This window comes from Streptomyces sp. NPDC004126 (assembly GCF_050275515.1).
Lineage (GTDB): Bacteria > Actinomycetota > Actinomycetes > Streptomycetales > Streptomycetaceae > Streptomyces.
Genome location: NZ_JBNNPF010000063.1, coordinates 24,284 through 40,826, shown reverse-complemented (window position 1 = coordinate 40,826; position 16,543 = coordinate 24,284). Strand labels below are relative to the sequence as shown.

At 74.1% G+C, this 16,543-nt stretch carries 15 protein-coding genes; 7 read left to right on the top strand and 8 right to left on the bottom strand.

Features of this window, described 5'->3' with window-relative positions; all coding sequences use genetic code 11:
* Nucleotides 1-213 precede the first annotated feature (213 nt).
* Complete coding sequence (locus ACQKM2_RS35715; RefSeq protein ID WP_427717167.1) at nucleotides 214-1,302, bottom strand: WD40/YVTN/BNR-like repeat-containing protein; 1,089 nt, start codon at nucleotides 1,300-1,302, stop codon at nucleotides 214-216.
* A 323-nt stretch (nucleotides 1,303-1,625) separates the two neighbouring features.
* Between ACQKM2_RS35715 and ACQKM2_RS35710 the strand changes: the two genes are divergently transcribed.
* From ACQKM2_RS35710 to ACQKM2_RS35700, 3 genes are all read left to right on the top strand, one after another.
* Nucleotides 1,626-2,042: an SsgA family sporulation/cell division regulator gene (locus ACQKM2_RS35710; RefSeq protein ID WP_007267557.1), complete on the top strand. Its 417-nt coding sequence runs from the start codon at nucleotides 1,626-1,628 to the stop codon at nucleotides 2,040-2,042.
* Nucleotides 2,043-2,238: 196 nt separating this feature from the next.
* The gene (locus tag ACQKM2_RS35705; protein WP_427717165.1) at nucleotides 2,239-3,882 is read left to right on the top strand and encodes an ABC-F family ATP-binding cassette domain-containing protein; all 1,644 of its coding nucleotides are present in this window, start codon (nucleotides 2,239-2,241) and stop codon (nucleotides 3,880-3,882) included.
* A gap of 274 nt (nucleotides 3,883-4,156) precedes the next feature.
* Complete coding sequence (locus ACQKM2_RS35700) at nucleotides 4,157-5,128, top strand: acyl-ACP desaturase (protein WP_007267555.1); 972 nt, start codon at nucleotides 4,157-4,159, stop codon at nucleotides 5,126-5,128.
* Between the two features lie 67 nt (nucleotides 5,129-5,195).
* Here the strand turns inward: ACQKM2_RS35700 and ACQKM2_RS35695 are convergent, their stop codons facing one another.
* Nucleotides 5,196-5,432: a WhiB family transcriptional regulator gene (locus ACQKM2_RS35695; RefSeq protein ID WP_427717164.1), complete on the bottom strand. Its 237-nt coding sequence runs from the start codon at nucleotides 5,430-5,432 to the stop codon at nucleotides 5,196-5,198.
* A 94-nt stretch (nucleotides 5,433-5,526) separates the two neighbouring features.
* Here ACQKM2_RS35695 and ACQKM2_RS35690 point away from each other — a divergent pair, with 94 nt between their 5' ends.
* Nucleotides 5,527-6,591 (top strand): DUF6183 family protein, encoded by a 1,065-nt coding sequence (locus ACQKM2_RS35690; RefSeq protein WP_427717163.1) that lies wholly within the window; start codon nucleotides 5,527-5,529, stop codon nucleotides 6,589-6,591.
* Here the strand turns inward: ACQKM2_RS35690 and ACQKM2_RS35685 are convergent.
* Together ACQKM2_RS35685 and ligD are read right to left on the bottom strand one after the other, a co-directional pair.
* Nucleotides 6,588-7,085: an HAD domain-containing protein gene (locus tag ACQKM2_RS35685; RefSeq protein WP_427717162.1), complete on the bottom strand. Its 498-nt coding sequence runs from the start codon at nucleotides 7,083-7,085 to the stop codon at nucleotides 6,588-6,590. The two genes, ACQKM2_RS35690 and ACQKM2_RS35685, sit on opposite strands and share 4 nt — an antisense overlap.
* Before the next feature lie 78 nt (nucleotides 7,086-7,163).
* Nucleotides 7,164-8,186: a non-homologous end-joining DNA ligase gene (ligD, locus tag ACQKM2_RS35680; RefSeq protein WP_427717160.1), complete on the bottom strand. Its 1,023-nt coding sequence runs from the start codon at nucleotides 8,184-8,186 to the stop codon at nucleotides 7,164-7,166.
* Nucleotides 8,187-8,261: 75 nt separating this feature from the next.
* On the opposite strand from ligD, the gene ACQKM2_RS35675 reads away from it, so the two are divergent.
* The gene (locus ACQKM2_RS35675) at nucleotides 8,262-9,329 is read left to right on the top strand and encodes an ATP-dependent DNA ligase (protein WP_427717158.1); all 1,068 of its coding nucleotides are present in this window, start codon (nucleotides 8,262-8,264) and stop codon (nucleotides 9,327-9,329) included.
* An 82-nt stretch (nucleotides 9,330-9,411) separates the two neighbouring features.
* Nucleotides 9,412-9,642 (top strand): hypothetical protein, encoded by a 231-nt coding sequence (locus ACQKM2_RS35670; RefSeq protein ID WP_427717157.1) that lies wholly within the window; start codon nucleotides 9,412-9,414, stop codon nucleotides 9,640-9,642.
* Here the strand turns inward: ACQKM2_RS35670 and ACQKM2_RS35665 are convergent.
* Entirely contained in the window at nucleotides 9,591-11,093 is a 1,503-nt protein-coding gene (locus ACQKM2_RS35665; RefSeq protein ID WP_427717155.1) for an NAD(P)-binding protein, read from the bottom strand. The genes ACQKM2_RS35670 and ACQKM2_RS35665 overlap by 52 nt on opposite strands.
* A 136-nt stretch (nucleotides 11,094-11,229) precedes the next feature.
* Here ACQKM2_RS35665 and ACQKM2_RS35660 point away from each other — a divergent pair, with 136 nt between their 5' ends.
* Nucleotides 11,230-11,757 carry a nucleotide triphosphate diphosphatase NUDT15 gene (locus ACQKM2_RS35660; protein WP_427717154.1) on the top strand — a complete coding sequence of 176 codons (528 nt, stop codon included), beginning with the start codon at nucleotides 11,230-11,232 and terminating at the stop codon, nucleotides 11,755-11,757.
* On the opposite strand, the gene ACQKM2_RS35655 is transcribed toward ACQKM2_RS35660, so the two are convergent.
* The 3 genes from ACQKM2_RS35655 to ACQKM2_RS35645 all read right to left on the bottom strand — a co-directional run bounded on the left by ACQKM2_RS35655 (nucleotide 11,754) and on the right by ACQKM2_RS35645 (nucleotide 16,478).
* Nucleotides 11,754-13,817, bottom strand: a complete 2,064-nt coding sequence (locus ACQKM2_RS35655; protein ID WP_427717173.1) for a DHA2 family efflux MFS transporter permease subunit — start codon at nucleotides 13,815-13,817, stop codon at nucleotides 11,754-11,756. The genes ACQKM2_RS35660 and ACQKM2_RS35655 overlap by 4 nt on opposite strands.
* Before the next feature lie 78 nt (nucleotides 13,818-13,895).
* Nucleotides 13,896-15,251 (bottom strand): 6-phospho-beta-glucosidase, encoded by a 1,356-nt coding sequence (locus ACQKM2_RS35650; protein ID WP_427717152.1) that lies wholly within the window; start codon nucleotides 15,249-15,251, stop codon nucleotides 13,896-13,898.
* Between the two features lie 240 nt (nucleotides 15,252-15,491).
* Nucleotides 15,492-16,478 carry a helix-turn-helix domain-containing protein gene (locus ACQKM2_RS35645; RefSeq protein ID WP_427717151.1) on the bottom strand — a complete coding sequence of 329 codons (987 nt, stop codon included), beginning with the start codon at nucleotides 16,476-16,478 and terminating at the stop codon, nucleotides 15,492-15,494.
* Nucleotides 16,479-16,543: the final 65 nt, after the last annotated feature.

The window sequence follows — 16,543 nt, the reverse complement described above, 5'->3', positions numbered from 1 at the left end:
CGGCGCCCCGGGCCCCCCCGGGGCCCCCTCGGGCGGCCCCCGCCCCCCCCCCCCACACCGCGGGGGGGGCTTATCCCAGCCCCGCCGGCGATTGAGGCGCGGGGGTCCGGGGCGGAGCCCGGGGAACGGGCGAAGGGCGGGGCGGGGAGCAGCCCGCGCAGCGGCAACCGCGGCCCGGCACCCGCACCGCCACCGGCACCGGCCGCGCAGCCCTCAGCCGCGCCGCTCCAGCCGGGCCACCCGGCCCTTCTCCCCCGCCGCCCAGCAGCCTCCGTCGGCCGCGCAGTCGACGGTGTCGAACGACCCCGGCTCCAGTTGCCGCCAGCTGCGCCCCGCGTCCGTGGTGACGTCCGTCCCGGTCGGGCCGACCGCCAGGGCCGTGCCGTGCCCGTACGGGTGCCAGGCCACGCCCGAGCGGTACGCCGGCGGCGGCGTCTCCGCCTGGGTCCAGCCGCGCCCCCCGTCGGCGGAGCGGGCCGCCGCCCGCGGCGACGGCTGCCCGGTGCGGTAGTCGCCGCCGACCGCGAGGCCCGTCGTACGGTCGCGGAAGGCCAGGGCGAACACCCCGCGGGCCGGGTCCCCGCCCGGGACGGTGGAGTCGGCGACCCGCCAGGTCAGGCCCCGGTCGGCGGAGTGCAGCACCCGCGCCTGCGGGCCCCCGCCGGTGGCCAGCCACACGTCCCGCGGCCCGGCGGCCGTCAGGCACTGCCCGCTCGCCGCGAATCCGGCCTCGCCGGGCAGCGCCGGCGGCATCCCGGCGTCCGGGAGCACCCGCCAGCTGCGCCCGCCGTCATCCGTGGCCAGGAGGCGGAACTTCCCGTCGACGGGGTCGCTCACGGCCAGACCGTGGCGGGAGTCGAAGAAGGTCAGGCAGTCGTAGAAGGCACGCGGATCGGTGTTGCGGAAGGCCTCGGTCCAGGTGGCGCCGCCGTCCTCGGTGCGCAGGACCCGGGAGGCCTCGCCCTCGCCGATGGACAGGGCGACCGCCCGCCGTCCGTCGAAGGCCTCGATGTCGCGCAGTTCCAGCCCCTCGGCCACCGCCGCGGGCGGCGAGACGTCCCGCCAGCTGCGACCGCCGTCCCCGGTGCGCAGCACCCGCCCCTTGGAGCCCGCGAGCCAGGCCGTCCCGCGGCTGACGGCGGCCAGGCCGCGGAACCGGACGCCGTCGACGCCCTCCTGCCCGGTGTCCTTGACCGCCCAGCCGACGCCGCGCAGGTCCGGCGCGGACGCCGCCTGCGCCGGCGCCACGGCGGTGGCGACCAACAGGGCTGCCGCGCACATGCCAACTCCCAGAAGTCTCATGGCGCGGGAAGCTAACGCACCCCTCGGGCCCCGTCCAGGGTGCCTCCACCCGCCCCTCGGGCCCCTCCCGCATCCGCTTACGCCTGCAGAGCGATCGATTACCGGACGTATTGGAATCGCTTCGCGGGGCACGCCCCCGCCCCTCCGCCCTTTTACCGCACGTCACCAACGCTCACTCTGTGCGATCACACGGATGAGATCGCGCCAATCGGTGACACAGCTCACGTCATCCGCCATGCACGGATTTGCCGATTCCGGCGTCTATCCGGTTGCCGGGCTCCACCCCACAGCCCGACAGCAGATCCGCCGCAAGGGAGCGAGCCTTGATCACTGTCATCGAGCAGGCCGTGCAGGCCCGACTGATCGCCACCGCACCGAAGGTCGAGACCGTCCCCGTCACCCTCTGCTACGACCGCTCGGATCCCTTCGCCGTCCGCATGGCCTTCCCCGCCCTGGCCACGCTCGAAGGCGTGGAGGTGTCCTGGACCTTCGCCCGCGAGCTGCTGATGTCCGGGCTGCGCCATCCGTCCGGGTGCGGCGACGTGCGGGTGCGGCCGTACGACGGGGACCGGACCACGGTCGAGTTCCACGCGCCCGAGGGCGTGGCGATCGTGCTGATGACCACGGCCGAGCTCCAGCGGTTCCTCGAACGCACCTCCGCGCTCGTGCCGCCGGGCCTGGAACACCGCTATCTCGACATGGACCACAGTCTCGACGAGCTGATGCGCGGCTCCTGCTGATTAATTCGTTTGCGGGCGGCCCCGGGCCGCCCGTAGCTTCGTGAAGGCCCAGCAGTCGCCGAAACGGAGTAGGACATTGCTCTTCTGAGGTCCGAGACACCGACCCCCTCACCCACCCGCCGCATCCTCGCGGCCCCCGTGGCAGTCGGCCGTCTCACCACGTTGCACGCACCATCCACGCAACCTGGAGGCCTCCATGAGCCATACTCCTGTCTTCGCCACCTGCACCGCCCTCTCCTTCGACTGGCCCGACGGCAGCCCCGTCTTCGAGGGGTTCGACCTGACCGTCGGGCCCGGCCGGACCGGCCTGGTCGGCCTCAACGGCTGTGGCAAGTCAACCCTGTTGAAACTCCTCGCCGGCGCCCTGACCCCGTCCGGGGGGCAGGTCTCGGTCGCCGGGACCATCGGCTACCTCCCGCAGGACGCCACCCTCGACACCGCCCTGCGGGTGGACGAGGCGCTCGGCATCCGCACCGCCCGCGAGGCCCTGCACGCCATCGAGGCCGGTGAGGCCACCGAGGCCAACTTCACCGCCGTCGGCGACGACTGGGACGTCGAGGAGCGGGCGCTCGCCGTCCTCGACCAGCTCGGCCTCGCCGGAGTCGGCCTGGACCGGACGGTCGGCGAGCTGTCGGGCGGCCAGTGCGTCCTGCTCCGGCTGGCGGCGCTGCTGCTCGCCCGGCCGGACGTACTGCTCCTCGACGAACCCACCAACAACCTGGACCTGCGGGCCCGGCGCCGCCTGTACGCGGCCGTCGAGTCCTGGTCCGGGGTGATGGTGCTGGTCAGCCACGACCGGGAGCTGCTGGAGCGGGTCGACCAGATCGCCGACCTCCGCGAGGGCGAAGTCCGCTGGTACGGCGGCAACTTCAGCGAATACGAACGCCTGCTCGCGGCCGAGCAGGAGTCGGCCGAGCGGATGGTCCGGGTCGCCGAGGCCGACGTACAGCGCCAGAGGCGCGAACTGGCCGACTCCCAGGTCAAATTGGCCCGCCGCAAGCGGTACGGCCAGAAGATGTACGAGAACAAGCGCGAGCCGAAGATCGTCATGGGCGCCCGCAAGCGCGCCGCCCAGGAGTCGGCCGGCAAACACCGCATCATGCACGCGGAGAAACTGGCGGACGCCCGGGAGCGGCTGGACCAGGCCGTCGAGGCGGTGCGCGACGACGCCGAGATCCGCGTCCGGCTGCCCGCCACCCAGGTCCCGCCGGGGCGGCGGGTGCTCACCCTGAGCGATCTGCACCTCGCCCACGGCGGCGCGCGGGTCGCGGGCGAGTGGGAGGTGCGCGGCCCGGAGCGGATCGCACTGGTCGGCGCGAACGGCTCGGGCAAGACGACCCTGCTGCGGACCCTCGCCGGTCTGCTGCCACCCGCGTCCGGGGAGGCGCTGACCCACGTCCCGGCCCGCTTCCTGCCGCAGCGGCTGGACGTGCTGGACGACGAGCGGTCGGTGGTGGAGAACGTGGCGCGGTTCGCCCCGCAGGCCACGAACAACGTGATCCGGGCGCGGCTCGCCCACTTTCTGTTCCGGGGCGCCCGGGCGGACCGGCCGGCCGGCACCCTGTCGGGCGGCGAGCGCTTCCGGGCGACGCTGGCGGCGCTGCTGCTGGCCGAGCCGGCTCCGCAGCTGCTGATGCTGGACGAGCCGACGAACAACCTGGACCTGGCGAGCGTGCGGCAGCTCGGCGCGGCCCTGGAGTCGTACGAGGGCGCGCTGCTGGTGGCCAGCCACGACGTGCCGTTCCTGGAGTCGATCGGCATCACGCGCTGGCTGCTGCTCGACGGCGGCGTGCTGCGGCCGGCCTCCGCCGAGGAGGTCCGGGGCTCAACGGGGCAGTAGCGGGGCTCGGCCGGTCCGCGCCGGCCGGGCCAGGGCCCGCACCGCGGTGCGGGCCCCACCCGCGGTCTGCGCCGTCAAGGCGGTGCCGCGGACCACCTTCCGGCGTGATTCTCACCCCCGCGGAGCAGCCCGGCACCCTCTCAAACTGCATAGATAACCGGATGTAGCCGGACAGAACGATGGCCGGGGCTTGGCGCTCCTTGATGTCGCGCTTAACCTACGACTCCGTAGGCTACGGAACCGTAGGTAATTCGCTTTGTCCCCAGGAGCACCCGTGACGATCACCTCTCCCCACCTCGGCAGCTCGGAGGCGTGGACCGACGCCAAGCTGCTGTACGCGCTGGAAGAGGTGGTCGAGAAGGAGCTCAACCGCCACCTGAAGGTCACCAAGGACTGGATGCCCCACGAGTACGTCCCGTGGAGCGACGGCCGGAACTTCCCCGGTTTCTTCGAGGACGGCGAGGCCTGGGACCCCCAGCAGTCCAAGGTCACCGACATCGGCAAGATCGCCCTGGTCGTGAACCTGCTGACCGAGGACAACCTCCCCAGCTACCACCACGAGATCGCGACGCTTTTCGGCCGCAACGGCGCGTGGGGCACCTGGGTGCACCGCTGGACCGCCGAGGAGGGCCGCCACGGCATCGTGATGCGCGACTACCTGCTCGCCTCGCGCGCCGTGGACCCGGACAAGCTGGAAGCGTTCCGCATGCAGCACATGTCGGAGGGCTTCGAGTCGGACAACAGCCACTCGATGCTGCACTCGGTCGCGTACGTCGCCTTCCAGGAGCTGGCGACCCGCATCTCGCACCGCAACACCGGCCACCAGTCCGGCGACCCGGTCTGCGACCGGATGCTCGCCCGCATCGCGCAGGACGAGAACCTGCACATGATCTTCTACCGCAACCTGCTGGCGGCGGCCTTCGAGATCGCCCCCGACCTGACGATGCAGGCCGTGCGGGACGTCGTCGTCAACTTCCGGATGCCCGGACACGGCATGCCCGGCTTCGAGCGGATGGCCGCGCAGATGGCGATCGGCGGGGTCTACAACCTGCGGATCCACCACGACGACGTGCTGAGCCCCGTGATCCGCTTCCTCAAGATCATGGACATCGAGGACCTGGGTCCCGAGGGCCAGAAGGCCCAGGAGGAGCTGGGGCTCTTCATGAACGGCCTGGACTCCGAGGCCCGCAAGTTCGACGAGCGCCTCGCCGCGCGCGCCGCGCGCATGGCCGCCCGCAAGGGCTGAACCACCCGGAACCCACGGCGGAACCCACGGCCCCGCCGGGGGTTCCGCCGTGTCCGGCCGCCGCCCGTCAGGCGCGCGGACGCAGGGCGGAGCGCTCCGCCTCCGACAGGCCGCCCCACACCCCGAAGCGCTCGTCGTTCGCCAGCGCGTACTCCAGGCACGCCGCCCTGCCCTCGCACGCCCCGCAGAGCCGCTTCGCGTCCCGGAGCGAGGACCCCGGCTCCGGGAAGAAGAAGCTCGGGCCGGTCTGGGCGCACAGGGCCTGGTCGTACCAGGCGGGGGCGGCAATGGAGTTCATCGACATGCGCCGATCGTGGACCGGCGGGATGGACGTCCGATCAACGCCTGATCAACAGGGGGCCCGGCGACCGCGAAGACGGCGCACTAGGGTGAAGATCATGGAAGACATCCAGTTCGTACCGGGCGAGCCGGAGCGGCGTGCCGCGCAGGGGGACGTCGCGTACCTGCGGGAACTGGGGGCGCGGCTCGCCGACGGGTACGAGGACGCCGCCCGGCGGGCACGGACGTACCAGGAGCAGCTGGCGCGCGTCGTGCGCGTGCTGGCGCTCACCCCGGGCCGGGAGAGCCTGGCCGAGCTGATGCGGCTCGTCGACGAGAAGCGGCTCCCGTCGCACCGGCGGGAGCTGGCCTCGCTCCTCGCCGAGCACCAGCGGCCCGACGATCTCGCCGACGCCGTCTTCCGCCGCCCCGGCGCGTGGACACCGTACGAACTCGAAGCCTGCCTCTTCCACGAACTGCTGCTGCGGGGCGTGGACGTGCGGGCCTTCCCGCCGCCGGCCTCCTCGCACACCCTGTCCTGGCTCCCCGTACGGCGGCGCGACTTCGAGGCGGGCGCCCGGTTCCCGGTCCGCTCGCTGGGCGGCGGTACCGGCGGATCCTCGACGGCCATGCCCGCCGAGGGACGCGTCGACCCGCCGGTCCCGCGCAGCACCGAGCGGTCCGCCCTGCTGAACTCGGTCACCGCCGAGGAGCACGAGGCCATCCTCAGCGCCCCGCACAGCGGCGACTGGGGGCACTGCGACGCCTGGGTGTTCCCGCTGGACGAGGCCCTCGCACCCGAGCGGGTGCCCGCCCTGCTGCCGGCCCTGCCCATGCCCTGCACCGACGTCGGGGCCTCGGCCCGCTTCGAGGTCGCGCTCAGGCCGCTGGACGACGTCTGGCAGCTGCTCTTCGCCTCCGCGTCGATGGGCGGGGTGTGCGCGGGGGGCGTGGGCGGAGCCTGGGGGCGGATGTGGGCGTGGCGCTCGATGGCCGCCCTCAGCGGGGCCCCGGCCGGCGCCGACGCCGAGGAGGTGGAGCGCCGGGCCCGCGAGACCACCTGGTTCCGCTTCGAGGCCGACTCCGGCTGGTTCTTCAACGAGGTCGGCGCCGACTTCGCCATCGCGGCCCTCTCCCCGGACCGCCGCCGCCTGGCGGTCCTCGCGGCGACGGACACCGACTAGCCGCCCGCACCGCTCAGGCCCAGCCAGCGGCCCATCACGGCGAAGTCCGCGTCCGTCAGTCCCGTCCGGGGGTCGACTCGGTGCAGGAGCGCGGGGGCGGGGTGGTGGGCGGCGGCCCAGGCCCGGTCGGCGGGGGTGATCTCGTCGTCGGCCCAGACGAACGGCCGCCCGCCGGCCCGTTCCAGGAGGGTGCGGGTCTTCCAGTGCAGCCCGTCCCGGCCCTCGGCGTCGGAGGGCTCCGGCCACTCCACCACCGGCAGGCGCGGCAGACCCAGGCGCGGGGAGAGCGTCTCGTTGGCCTCGTCCTCCCAGGTCGTCGCCCACACCAGCTCGCACGGCAGGGCCAGCAGCCGGGGCCCGAGAGCGGGGTCGACCCTGGCGAGCAGGGGATTGCCGGGCCCGGCGGCCGGGGGGTAGCCGGTTCCGCCGAAGGGGATCAGCGGGCCGTCCACGTCGAGGAAGAGCAGCGGCAGCGGGGCGGGAGCGGCGACCATACCGCCAGGCTAGGTGCCTGCGCCCCTGCCGGGCCGAGGAGTTTCCCGCGCTGCGGGCCCCGGAAACCGGGCCGGCCGTCAGTCGTCGTGTTTGGCGCGGCTCGGCTGGACGCGTTTCGGTTCGCCCGGCATCTTCGGGTAGTCCGGCGGGTACGGCATGTCGCCCAGGCCGTGTTCGTGCTCGTCGCGGGCCGCGAGTTCCAGGACGGGTTCCAGGCTGAAGGCGTGGTCGTCCATGTCGGCGTGCAGGTCGCCCAGTTCGGCGAAGCGCGCCGGCATCGTCACGATGTCGAAGTCGCGCGGTTCCGCGTCGTCCACCTCGTCCCAGCGCAGCGGCGCCGAGACCGGGGCGTGCGGGCGGGGGCGGACGGAGTAGGCCGAGGCGATGGTCCGGTCGCGCGCCGTCTGGTTGTAGTCGACGAAGATCCGCTCGCCGCGTTCCTCCTTCCACCAGGCCGTGGTGACCTTGCCCGGCATGCGGCGCTCCAGCTCCCGGCCCAGGGCGATGGCGCAGCGGCGGACCTCGGTGAAGGTCCAGCGCGGGGCGATCGGGACGAAGACGTGCAGGCCGCGGCCGCCCGAGGTCTTGGGCCAGCCGCGCAGCCCCAGCTCGTCCAGGAGCGCCCGCAGTTCGTGCGCCGCCGCCACCGCGTGGTGGTAGTCGGTGCCGGGCTGCGGGTCGAGGTCGATGCGCAGTTCGTCCGGCCGGTCGGTGTCCTCGCGGCGCACCGGCCAGGGGTGGAAGGTCAGGCAGCCCAGGTTGGCGGCCCACAGGACGGCGGCCGGCTCGGTCGGGCAGATCTCGTCGGCCGTGCGGCCGCTGGGGAAGGCGATGTGCGCGGTGGGGATCCAGTCGGGCAGGTTCTTCGGGGCGCGCTTCTGGAAGAAGGACTCCCCCTCCACCCCGTCCGGGTACCGCTCCAGGGTGGTGGGGCGGTCGCGCAGGGCGCGGGTGATCCCGTCGGCGACGGCCAGGTAGTACTCGGCGACGTCCCGCTTGGTGAGGCCGCGCTCCGGGAAGTAGACCTTGTCCGGGCTGGACAGGCGTACCGCCCGCCCGCCCGCGTCGAGCTCGATCGCACCACCCGCGCTACCGCCCATGGGCGCCACGGTAGGCGGGTGCGGGCGGACTCGCACACCGAGCGGGCCCGGACGCACCACCGCAGAATCGAGGGCATGGACCTGCCGGTGATGCCGCCCGTGAAGCCGATGCTCGCCAAGTCGGTGAGCAGGATCCCGCCGGGCATGCAGTATGAGGCCAAGTGGGACGGCTTCCGGGCGATCGTGCACCGCGACGGGGCCGAGGTGGAGGTCGGCAGCCGTACCGGCAAGAGCCTGACCAGGTACTTCCCGGAGCTGGTGGCCGCGCTGAAGGAGAATCTGCCGGACCGCTGCGTGGTCGACGGGGAGATCGTCGTCGTGCACGGCGGGCGCCTCGACTTCGACCGGCTCAGCGAGCGGATCCACCCCGCGGCCTCCCGGGTGAAGCTGCTCGCCGGGACGACGCCGGCCAGCTTCGTCGCCTTCGACCTGCTCGCGCTCGGCGACGAGTCCCTCCTCGACACTCCGCTCGGCGAGCGCCGCAGCGCCCTCGTCCACGTACTCTCCACGGCCCGGCCCCCCGTCCACCTCGCGCCCGCCACCACCGATCCCGCGCTCGCGCGGGAGTGGTTCGAGCGGTTCGAGGGCGCCGGGCTCGACGGGGTCGTCGCGAAACCCCTCGATCTCCCCTACCGGCCCGACGCCCGCCTCATGTTCAAGATCAAGCACGAGCGTACGGCCGATGTCGTCGTCGCCGGTTTCCGTTTCCACAAGAGCGGTCCGATCATCGGATCGCTGCTGCTCGGCCTGTACGACGACCGCGGCGCCCTCCAGCACGTGGGCGTCTGCGCCGCCTTCCCGATGAAGCGCCGGGCCGAGCTCGTCGAGGAGCTCGAACCCCTGCGCATGCCGGACCCGGCCGGCCATCCCTGGGCGGCCTGGGCCGAGGAGGCGGCCCACGAGACCGCCCGGCTGCCGGGCGCGCAGAGCCGATGGACGGGGAAGAAGGACCTGTCCTGGGTGCCGCTGCGCCCCGAGCGGGTCTGCGAGGTGCGCTACGACCACATGGAGGGCGACCGCTTCCGCCACACCGCCCAGTTCGCGCGCTGGCGCCCCGACCGGACGCCGGAGAGCTGTACGTACGCCCAGCTGGATGAGGTCGTCGGCTACGACCTGGCCGAGGTGCTGGGCGGCACGGGCTGAGCAGCGGTGTCGGCCCGCTCCTGTACCTTCGGGAAAACGGCCCGGCTCCGGACGGAGCGGCCCGAAACTCTCGGGGGAAGAGATGAACGACGAGGGCAGCCACTTCTACGCGGTGACCGTCAAGGTCCAGCGTGAGACCCACTGGAGCGAATACGGGGCGGCGGGATCCGTCACCCCGTACGAGGGCACGACCACCCTCGGCGTGTACCGCCAGGTCGTGCAGGACCTCCTGAGGGCGCGGGGGCTTCCCGAGGACACGAGCTACCTGCCGGTGTCCTTCAAGCTGCTGCCCAACGACCCGAACAGGATCTGACCCGGGCCGCTCCCGGCGCCGGTGAGCCGCTCCCATTCGGCCCGGTCCGGGCCCACCGCGTTCGGCGTCCAGTCCGGCCGGGCCGCGAGCCAGCGCGCCACCCGCGCCCGGACCCCGGGGTCCGCGTAGGCGCGTTCGGGCGGCTCGGCCAGGTGCCGGACCCTGGCCCGGGCCCGCATCACCTCGGGGTCCTCCAGCGCGCACTCGAACAGCGCGGCCGCCTCCCGCGCCCGGCCCGCCACGCCGCCCCCGGAACCGGCCCGCGCCGCGAGCCGCTCCCCGACCGCCGCGTCGGCCCCGACCTGGAGGTCGAACCAGGGCTTCAGGGTGCGCAGCGCCCAGCCGTGGTACGCGGCGGCGAAGCCGAAGGAGCCCGGGTCCCGGTGGGCCGTCCGGGCCACCCGGTCGGCGGCCCACAGCGCGAGCGAGGTCCCCTGGCCCAGGGTCGGGTTGGTGTGGGTGAGCGCGTCGCCGACCGGCACCATCCCGGTCGCCACCGGGCCCCGCCCGTCGGCCAGCGGGCTCCAACGGTTGTCCAGGCCCGCGGTCGCCAGCACCCCCGACAGCGGCTCGGCGCCCAGCCCGAGCCAGGCGGCGCCGGGCGGGAAGGCCCGCGCGGCGGCCTCGAACACGGCCGGGTCCCGCAGGGCGGCGCGGGTGGGGTCCCCGGTGTGCGCGAACACCGTGACGGCGAAGACCCGGTTGTCGGACGGGAAGACGGCGCAGCCCGCGAAGGCGCCGCCGGTCACCGTCCACGGCTTGCGCGGACCCTCGTCCGTCCCGTCGGGCAGCCGGTACCAGCGGCAGAAGTACGCCAGGCCGGTGCGGTGCCGCTCGACGGGGGCCGGACGGCAGCCGGCGGCGGCCGCCAGGCCGGCGGAGCCGCCGCGCCGGCCGGCCGCGTCCACCACGAGGTCGCCCCGGTACGCGCCGCCCGGGGTGGTCACCCCGGTGACCCGGACCCACGGCACCTCCCCGGCCCCGTCGCCGCCCTCGCCCCCGTCGGCCCCCTCGGCCCGCGTCAGGCCGACGACGGGCTCCCCGTACCGAACCACCACGCCCGGCTCCGCCCGTACGGCGGTGGCCAGCGCGCTCTCCAGCACGATCCGGCGGGCCTGGACCATGACCAGGTCCTCGTCCCCCGGGCGCGCGGGAGGCCGTACCTCGAACCAGTCCAGCTCGTGCCGCTCCCGGGCGCCGAGCCGGATCATCTCGGCATGCACGTCGGGCAGTTCGGCGCGCAGCAGCCGGCGGGCGGCGCCGAGCAGGACGTGCGGCTGCGCCGCCTGCGGTACGCCCGGGCGGTGCCAGCCGAAGAAGTCCCGGTCGAGGGCGGTGCCCGGGGCGCGGGTGTCGCGTTCGAAGACCTCGGCGGTGTGCCCCCGGCGGGCCGCGAGGAGGGCGGTCGCGAGCCCGGCGATCCCTCCGCCGATGACCAGCAGATGTGCCATGGCTACCCCCGAACCGGCGTCCCGTACGACGATCTGACCGCCCAGAGCCTGCACGTACGGACCCCGGCCGAAACTCGTACATCCGTCCGAGGGGTCCGGCGGGGAGGCGGGCCGCCCCACCGGCGAAAATGGCCGCATGGCCAGCGAACACGAGAACACCCCCGGCGCCGGATCCCGCCCCGGAGGCTCCATGCCCGCCCGCGCCGCCGCCGGGATCCACGCGACCGTCGGCGTCGGACTGATCGTCGTCGGCCCCGACGGCCGGGTCCTGCTCGGCCAGGCCCACGACGGGAACTGGGAGCTGCCCGGCGGCAAGGTCGACCCCGGGGAGCGCTTCGAGGAGACCGCCGCCCGGGAGCTGGCGGAGGAGACCTCCCTGCGGGCCGACCCCGGGGACGTCGAGCTGCTCGCCGTCCAGCTGTCCGCGGCCCCCGAGCCGCCGACCCGCCTGACGGTGGCCGCCCTCACCCGTTCGGCCGAGGGCACCCCGGCCGTCACCGAACCGCACAAGATCGCCCGCTGGCAGTGGTTCGCCCCGGAGGAGATCCCCGGCGCCCTGTACCCGCCGTCGGCGGCCGTACTGCGCGTCTGGCGCCCCGGCCTCACGGCCCTGCCGCCCGTCCCCTCGCACGACTACCCCGCCGGAGCCGGGGACACGGCCTAAGCGGTGCGCCGGGGGGCGAAGTTGCCCTCACCCAGGTCCTCGGCCAGCAGCCGCTTGGCGATGGCGTCCGCCGCCGCCCGCAGCTCCTCGCTGCGCGGGCGGCCGCGGTCCTGCTCCAGCCGGTCGCCCAGCCAGTCCGCCCAGGCCCGGGAGATCACGGCGGCTTCGCGCTCGCCCGCCCGGGTGTGGGCGAAGAAGCCGTTCTGCCGGGTCAGGAAGCCCTCCTCGACCATCCGGTCGAACACCGGCAGCAGCACCTCCGGCGGCAGCGACAGCCGCGACGCGATCAGCCCGAGGCCGGCGTGCCCCACGGTCCGGGTCATCAGGTCCACCTGCATCACGGCCCACGCCCCCGCCATGTCGAGGCGCGTGTCGGAGGCGTTGACGATGGCCCGCGCCGTGTCGGGCCCCATGTTCCGCACGAGTTTGCCGACCGCCAGCTCCAGCAGCTTGGCAGAGTCCCCCGAGGCCGTGGCCGGGGAGCCGAAACCGTCGCCGATGTCGGTCGAGCCCGCCCGGGCGCTGTCGCGCAGCCGGACCTGCTTGAGGAACAGCGCGACGACGAAGCCCACGGCGGCCACCGGCACCGTCCACAGGAACACGGTGTGCAGGGCGTCGGCGTACGCGTCGATGACCGGGCCCGCCGCGGCCGGGTCGAGCCCGTGCACGCCCTGCGGGCTCTGCGCGGCGGCCCCGATGCGGGCCGGGTCGGTGCCGGTGGCGCGGGCCGCCTCGGCGACCCCGGCCTTCAGGGCGGGCTCCAGGCTGTTGGCGTAGATCGTGCCGAAGACGGCGGTCCCGAAGGCGCTGCCGAGCGTACGGAAGAAGGTGACTCCGGAGGTCGCCGTGCCGAGGTCGGCGTAGTCCACGGTGTTCTGCACGGCGATGGTGAGCACCTGCATGCACAGGCCGATGCCGGCGCCGAGCACGAACATGTACACGGACTCCAGCCAGGCGCCGGTGCCGCGTCCCATCGTGGACAGCAGGTAGAGGCCCGCGCCCATCACCGCGCAGCCCACGATCGGGTAGATCCGGTACCGGCCGGTCTTGGAGGTGGCGTTGCCGCTGTAGACGGACGCGATGAGCAGGCCGATGACCAGCGGGAGGGTCCGTACGCCGGACAGGGTGGCGGAGTCCCCGTCCACGTACTGCAGGTAGGTCGGCAGGAACGTCATCGCGCCGAGCATGGCGAAGCCGACGACGAAGCTGAGGACGGAGCAGACCGTGAAGACCGGGTTGCGGAAGAGCCGCATGGGCAGCATCGGTTCGGCCGCCCGGGTCTCGGCCAGGCAGAACAGGGCGAGGGCCAGCGCGCCGCCCGCGAACAGGCCGATGATCGTCGGCGAGCTCCAGGCGTACTCGTTGCCGCCCCAGCTGGTGGCCAGGATCAGGGCACTGGACCCGACGGCGACGAGGGCGATGCCCAGGTAGTCGATGACGGGCCGGCCGGCGACGCGTACGGAGGGGATGGTGCGGGCGGCGGCCACGACGACGAGGACGGCGACGGGGACGTTGACGTAGAAGGCCCAGCGCCAGCTGAGGTGGTCGGTGAAGAGGCCGCCCAGCAGCGGTCCGATGACGGTGGCGACGCCGAAGACGGCGCCGATGGCGCCCTGGTACTTGCCGCGTTCGCGCAGCGGGACGACGTCGGCGATGAGCGCCATGGAGGTGACCATCAGGCCGCCGGCGCCGATGCCCTGGAGGCCCCGCCACAGGATGAGCAGGGTCATGTTGGAGGCGAGGCCGCACAGGAACGAGCCGGTGATGAAGACGACGGCGGAGATCTGAAAGATGATCTTCCGGCCGAAGAGGTCGCCGAACTTGCCGACGAGGACGGTCGCGACGGTTTCGGCGAGCAGGTACGCGGTCACCACCCAGGCCATGTGGGCCGCGCCGCCGAGGTCCGCGACGATGGTGGGCAGGGCGGTGCCCACGATCGTCTGGTCGAGCGCGGCCAGCAGCACGCCCAGCATGATCGTGCCGAAGACGACGTTGCGCCGCCGCCGGTCCAGCACGGGGGGCGCCGCGGCGACGGCGGGGGCAGTGGTCACATCTCGCATGCTCACAGCGCCCCCACCGCGGCGCATGCCGCAAGCCGCCGTACGGGTGAGATCCCGGACCGGGCTCCGGCGGGGGCGTCAGCGCAGGTGGGCCAGGCCCGGGTGCTCCGCCGCGTACCCGTCCAGCAGCCGCCGGGCCACCGTCACCGAGTCCACCAGCGGGTGCAGCGCGAAGGCCTTCACCGCGTCGGCGCGGGAGCCGCTCGCGGCGGCGGCCAGCACCGCCCGCTCGGCCGCCTTCACGGAGGTGACCAGCCCCACCGCGTGCAGCGGCAGCGGTGCCACCGACACCGGGTGGGCGCCGTTCGCGTCGACCAGGCAGGGCACCTCGACGACCGCCTCCGGGTCCAGCACGGACAGGGTGGCGCCGTTGCGGACGTTGAGGATCAGCGTGGCGCGCTCGTCGCGGGCGATGGCCCGCATCAGGGCGAGGGCGACCTTCTCGTAGCCGCCGGACTCCAGGTCGCTCTCCTCGCGCTCCCCGACGCCCGCCACCTCGCGGTTCTCCGACATGTACGTGGCCTCGCGCTCGGCCCGGGTCCGGTCCCAGGCGGCGAGCGCCGCCCCGGCGGACTGTCCCGGGCGGCCGGCCTCGGCGTAGAAACCGCGCTGCTGGTCGCGCAGGAAGGCGCCGCGGGTCTGCTTCGCCTCCTGGTAGGCGCGTACCGTGTCGCGGTTGAAGTAGTAGTAGTGCAGGTACTCGTTGGGGATCGCGCCGAGCGAGCGCAGCCAGTCGGCGCCGAAGAGGCGCCCCTCCTCGAAGGACTCCAGGGCCTCGGGGTCGGCCAGCAGCCGGGGCAGTTCGTCGCGCCCGCCGATCCGCAGGCCCCGCACCCAGCCCAGGTGGTTGAGGCCGACGTAGTCGATCCAGGCCTCGCCGGGCCGGGCCCCGAGCAGCCGGGCGATCCGGCGGCCGAGCCCGACGGGCGAATCGCAGATGCCGATGACGCGGTCACCCAGTTCCTCGGCCATGGCCTCGGTGACCACACCGGCGGGGTTGGTGAAGTTGATGACCCAGGCGTCCGGGGCGCTGCGGGCGATCCGGCGCGCGATCTCCCGGGCCACCGGCACCGTTCGCAGGCCGTACGCGATCCCGCCCGCGCCCACGGTCTCCTGGCCGAGCACCCCTTCGGCCAGCGCGACCCGCTCGTCCGTGGCGCGCCCCTCCAGGCCGCCGACGCGGATGGCGGAGAAGACGAAGTCGGCTCCGCGCAGGGCCTCGCCGAGGTCCCCGGTGGCGGTGACGGCCGGGGCGTCCGCCGCCCCGGAGGCCGCGGCCTGGTCCGCGAGGACCCGGGCCATGGCGGTGAGCCGGGCGGGATCCTCGTCGTAGAGGGTCACCTGGGACACCCGGCCCTCGGCGCGGTCCGCCAGCAGGGCCCCGTAGACGAGCGGGACGCGGAATCCGCCCCCGCCGAGGATGGTCAACCGCATGCCCATTTCCGCCCTTCCGCCGTCGTGGCCGCGGCCACGGCCCGGGGCTGCCCCGGGCACGGTCGAAGCCACGGCTCCGGCGACACCGCCGGAGTGCCGCGATCCGTGGCATCCGCGCGGTGTCGCGGATCGTGGCATCCGCGGGCACCGAACCAGGCAGTCGGTACGGCACCCTGCCGCCGACCCCGCCCCGGCACGGGCCGTGGCGCGTGCTTCAGGGGACCAGTCTCCCCCGCGGCGTCACTCCCCCAGCGGCGGCACGGCCCGCAGACGCGCGCCCTGCTGCTGCTGGAAGCCCGCTCCGCCGCGCACCGGACCGGCCGGCAGGCCCTGCGGGGCCGAGAGCACGAGGGTGATCCGGGTGAGGCCCATGCCCTCCAGCATTCGGCTGGATTCCGCCACCATCCGGCACCGCACCAGACCCCAGCCGGGGTCGGGATGGCGCACCGTCCGCACCGCGCCGTCCAGTTCGGCGGCGGCCTCCCCGTGGGTGGTCAGCCAGTGCGGGACCCCGTAGCGGTAGGCGGCCTCCATGAACGGGTCCCGGGCCACCTCCTGACGGATGCTCCGCAGCCCCTCGTCCTCCGGGGCCTCGGCCAGGGCGGTCGCGAAGCGGGCCAGCAGCGGCACGCACCAGGCCGGTTCGTGGTCCTCCAGCACGGCCGCGGCGTCCGGGTGGAACAGCACGAAGCGCAGGAAGTTGTCGTCCGGCAGGGCCGTCGGGTGGGGGCGGACCGACTGGAACAGCCGGTCGAAGGCCGAGTTGGTGAGGGCCACGTCCCAGCGGTGGTCCACCAGGAAGCTCGGGTAGGGCACGGCCTCCATGAGGGCCGCGTAGTCGACCAGGTAGTCGCGCTGGGCCGGGTCCTGGGGCAGCCGGTTCTCCTCGGCCGCGCGCCAGGTGGGCGGCGGGTCCCGGTCGACCATGACCCGGAACAGCCAGAAGCACTGCCGCTCGCTCATCTCCAAGGCCTCGGCCAGGGCGAGGAGTTTGCGGTCCGTCCACTCCTTGACGAGCCCGCGTTCCCAGTTTCCGTACGCGCGCACGCTGATGCGCAACCGCGACGCGACGTCCTCCTGGCTCAGGCCCAGTTCTTCGCGGCGCTGGCGCAAAATCTCCTTGCGCCGCTCCGTCCGCACTGCACCGCGGGGCTCCTCGCCCGCCAGGCGCTCCTCACCGGCTCGGACGAGGCCATCAGACGGGCCCACCGCTGCGAGATGTGGCACCGAGAGCTCCCCCTCCTCAACGGTCTGGATCTTCATTTCCGTGTGGCGATCCTGCTACCGACTTC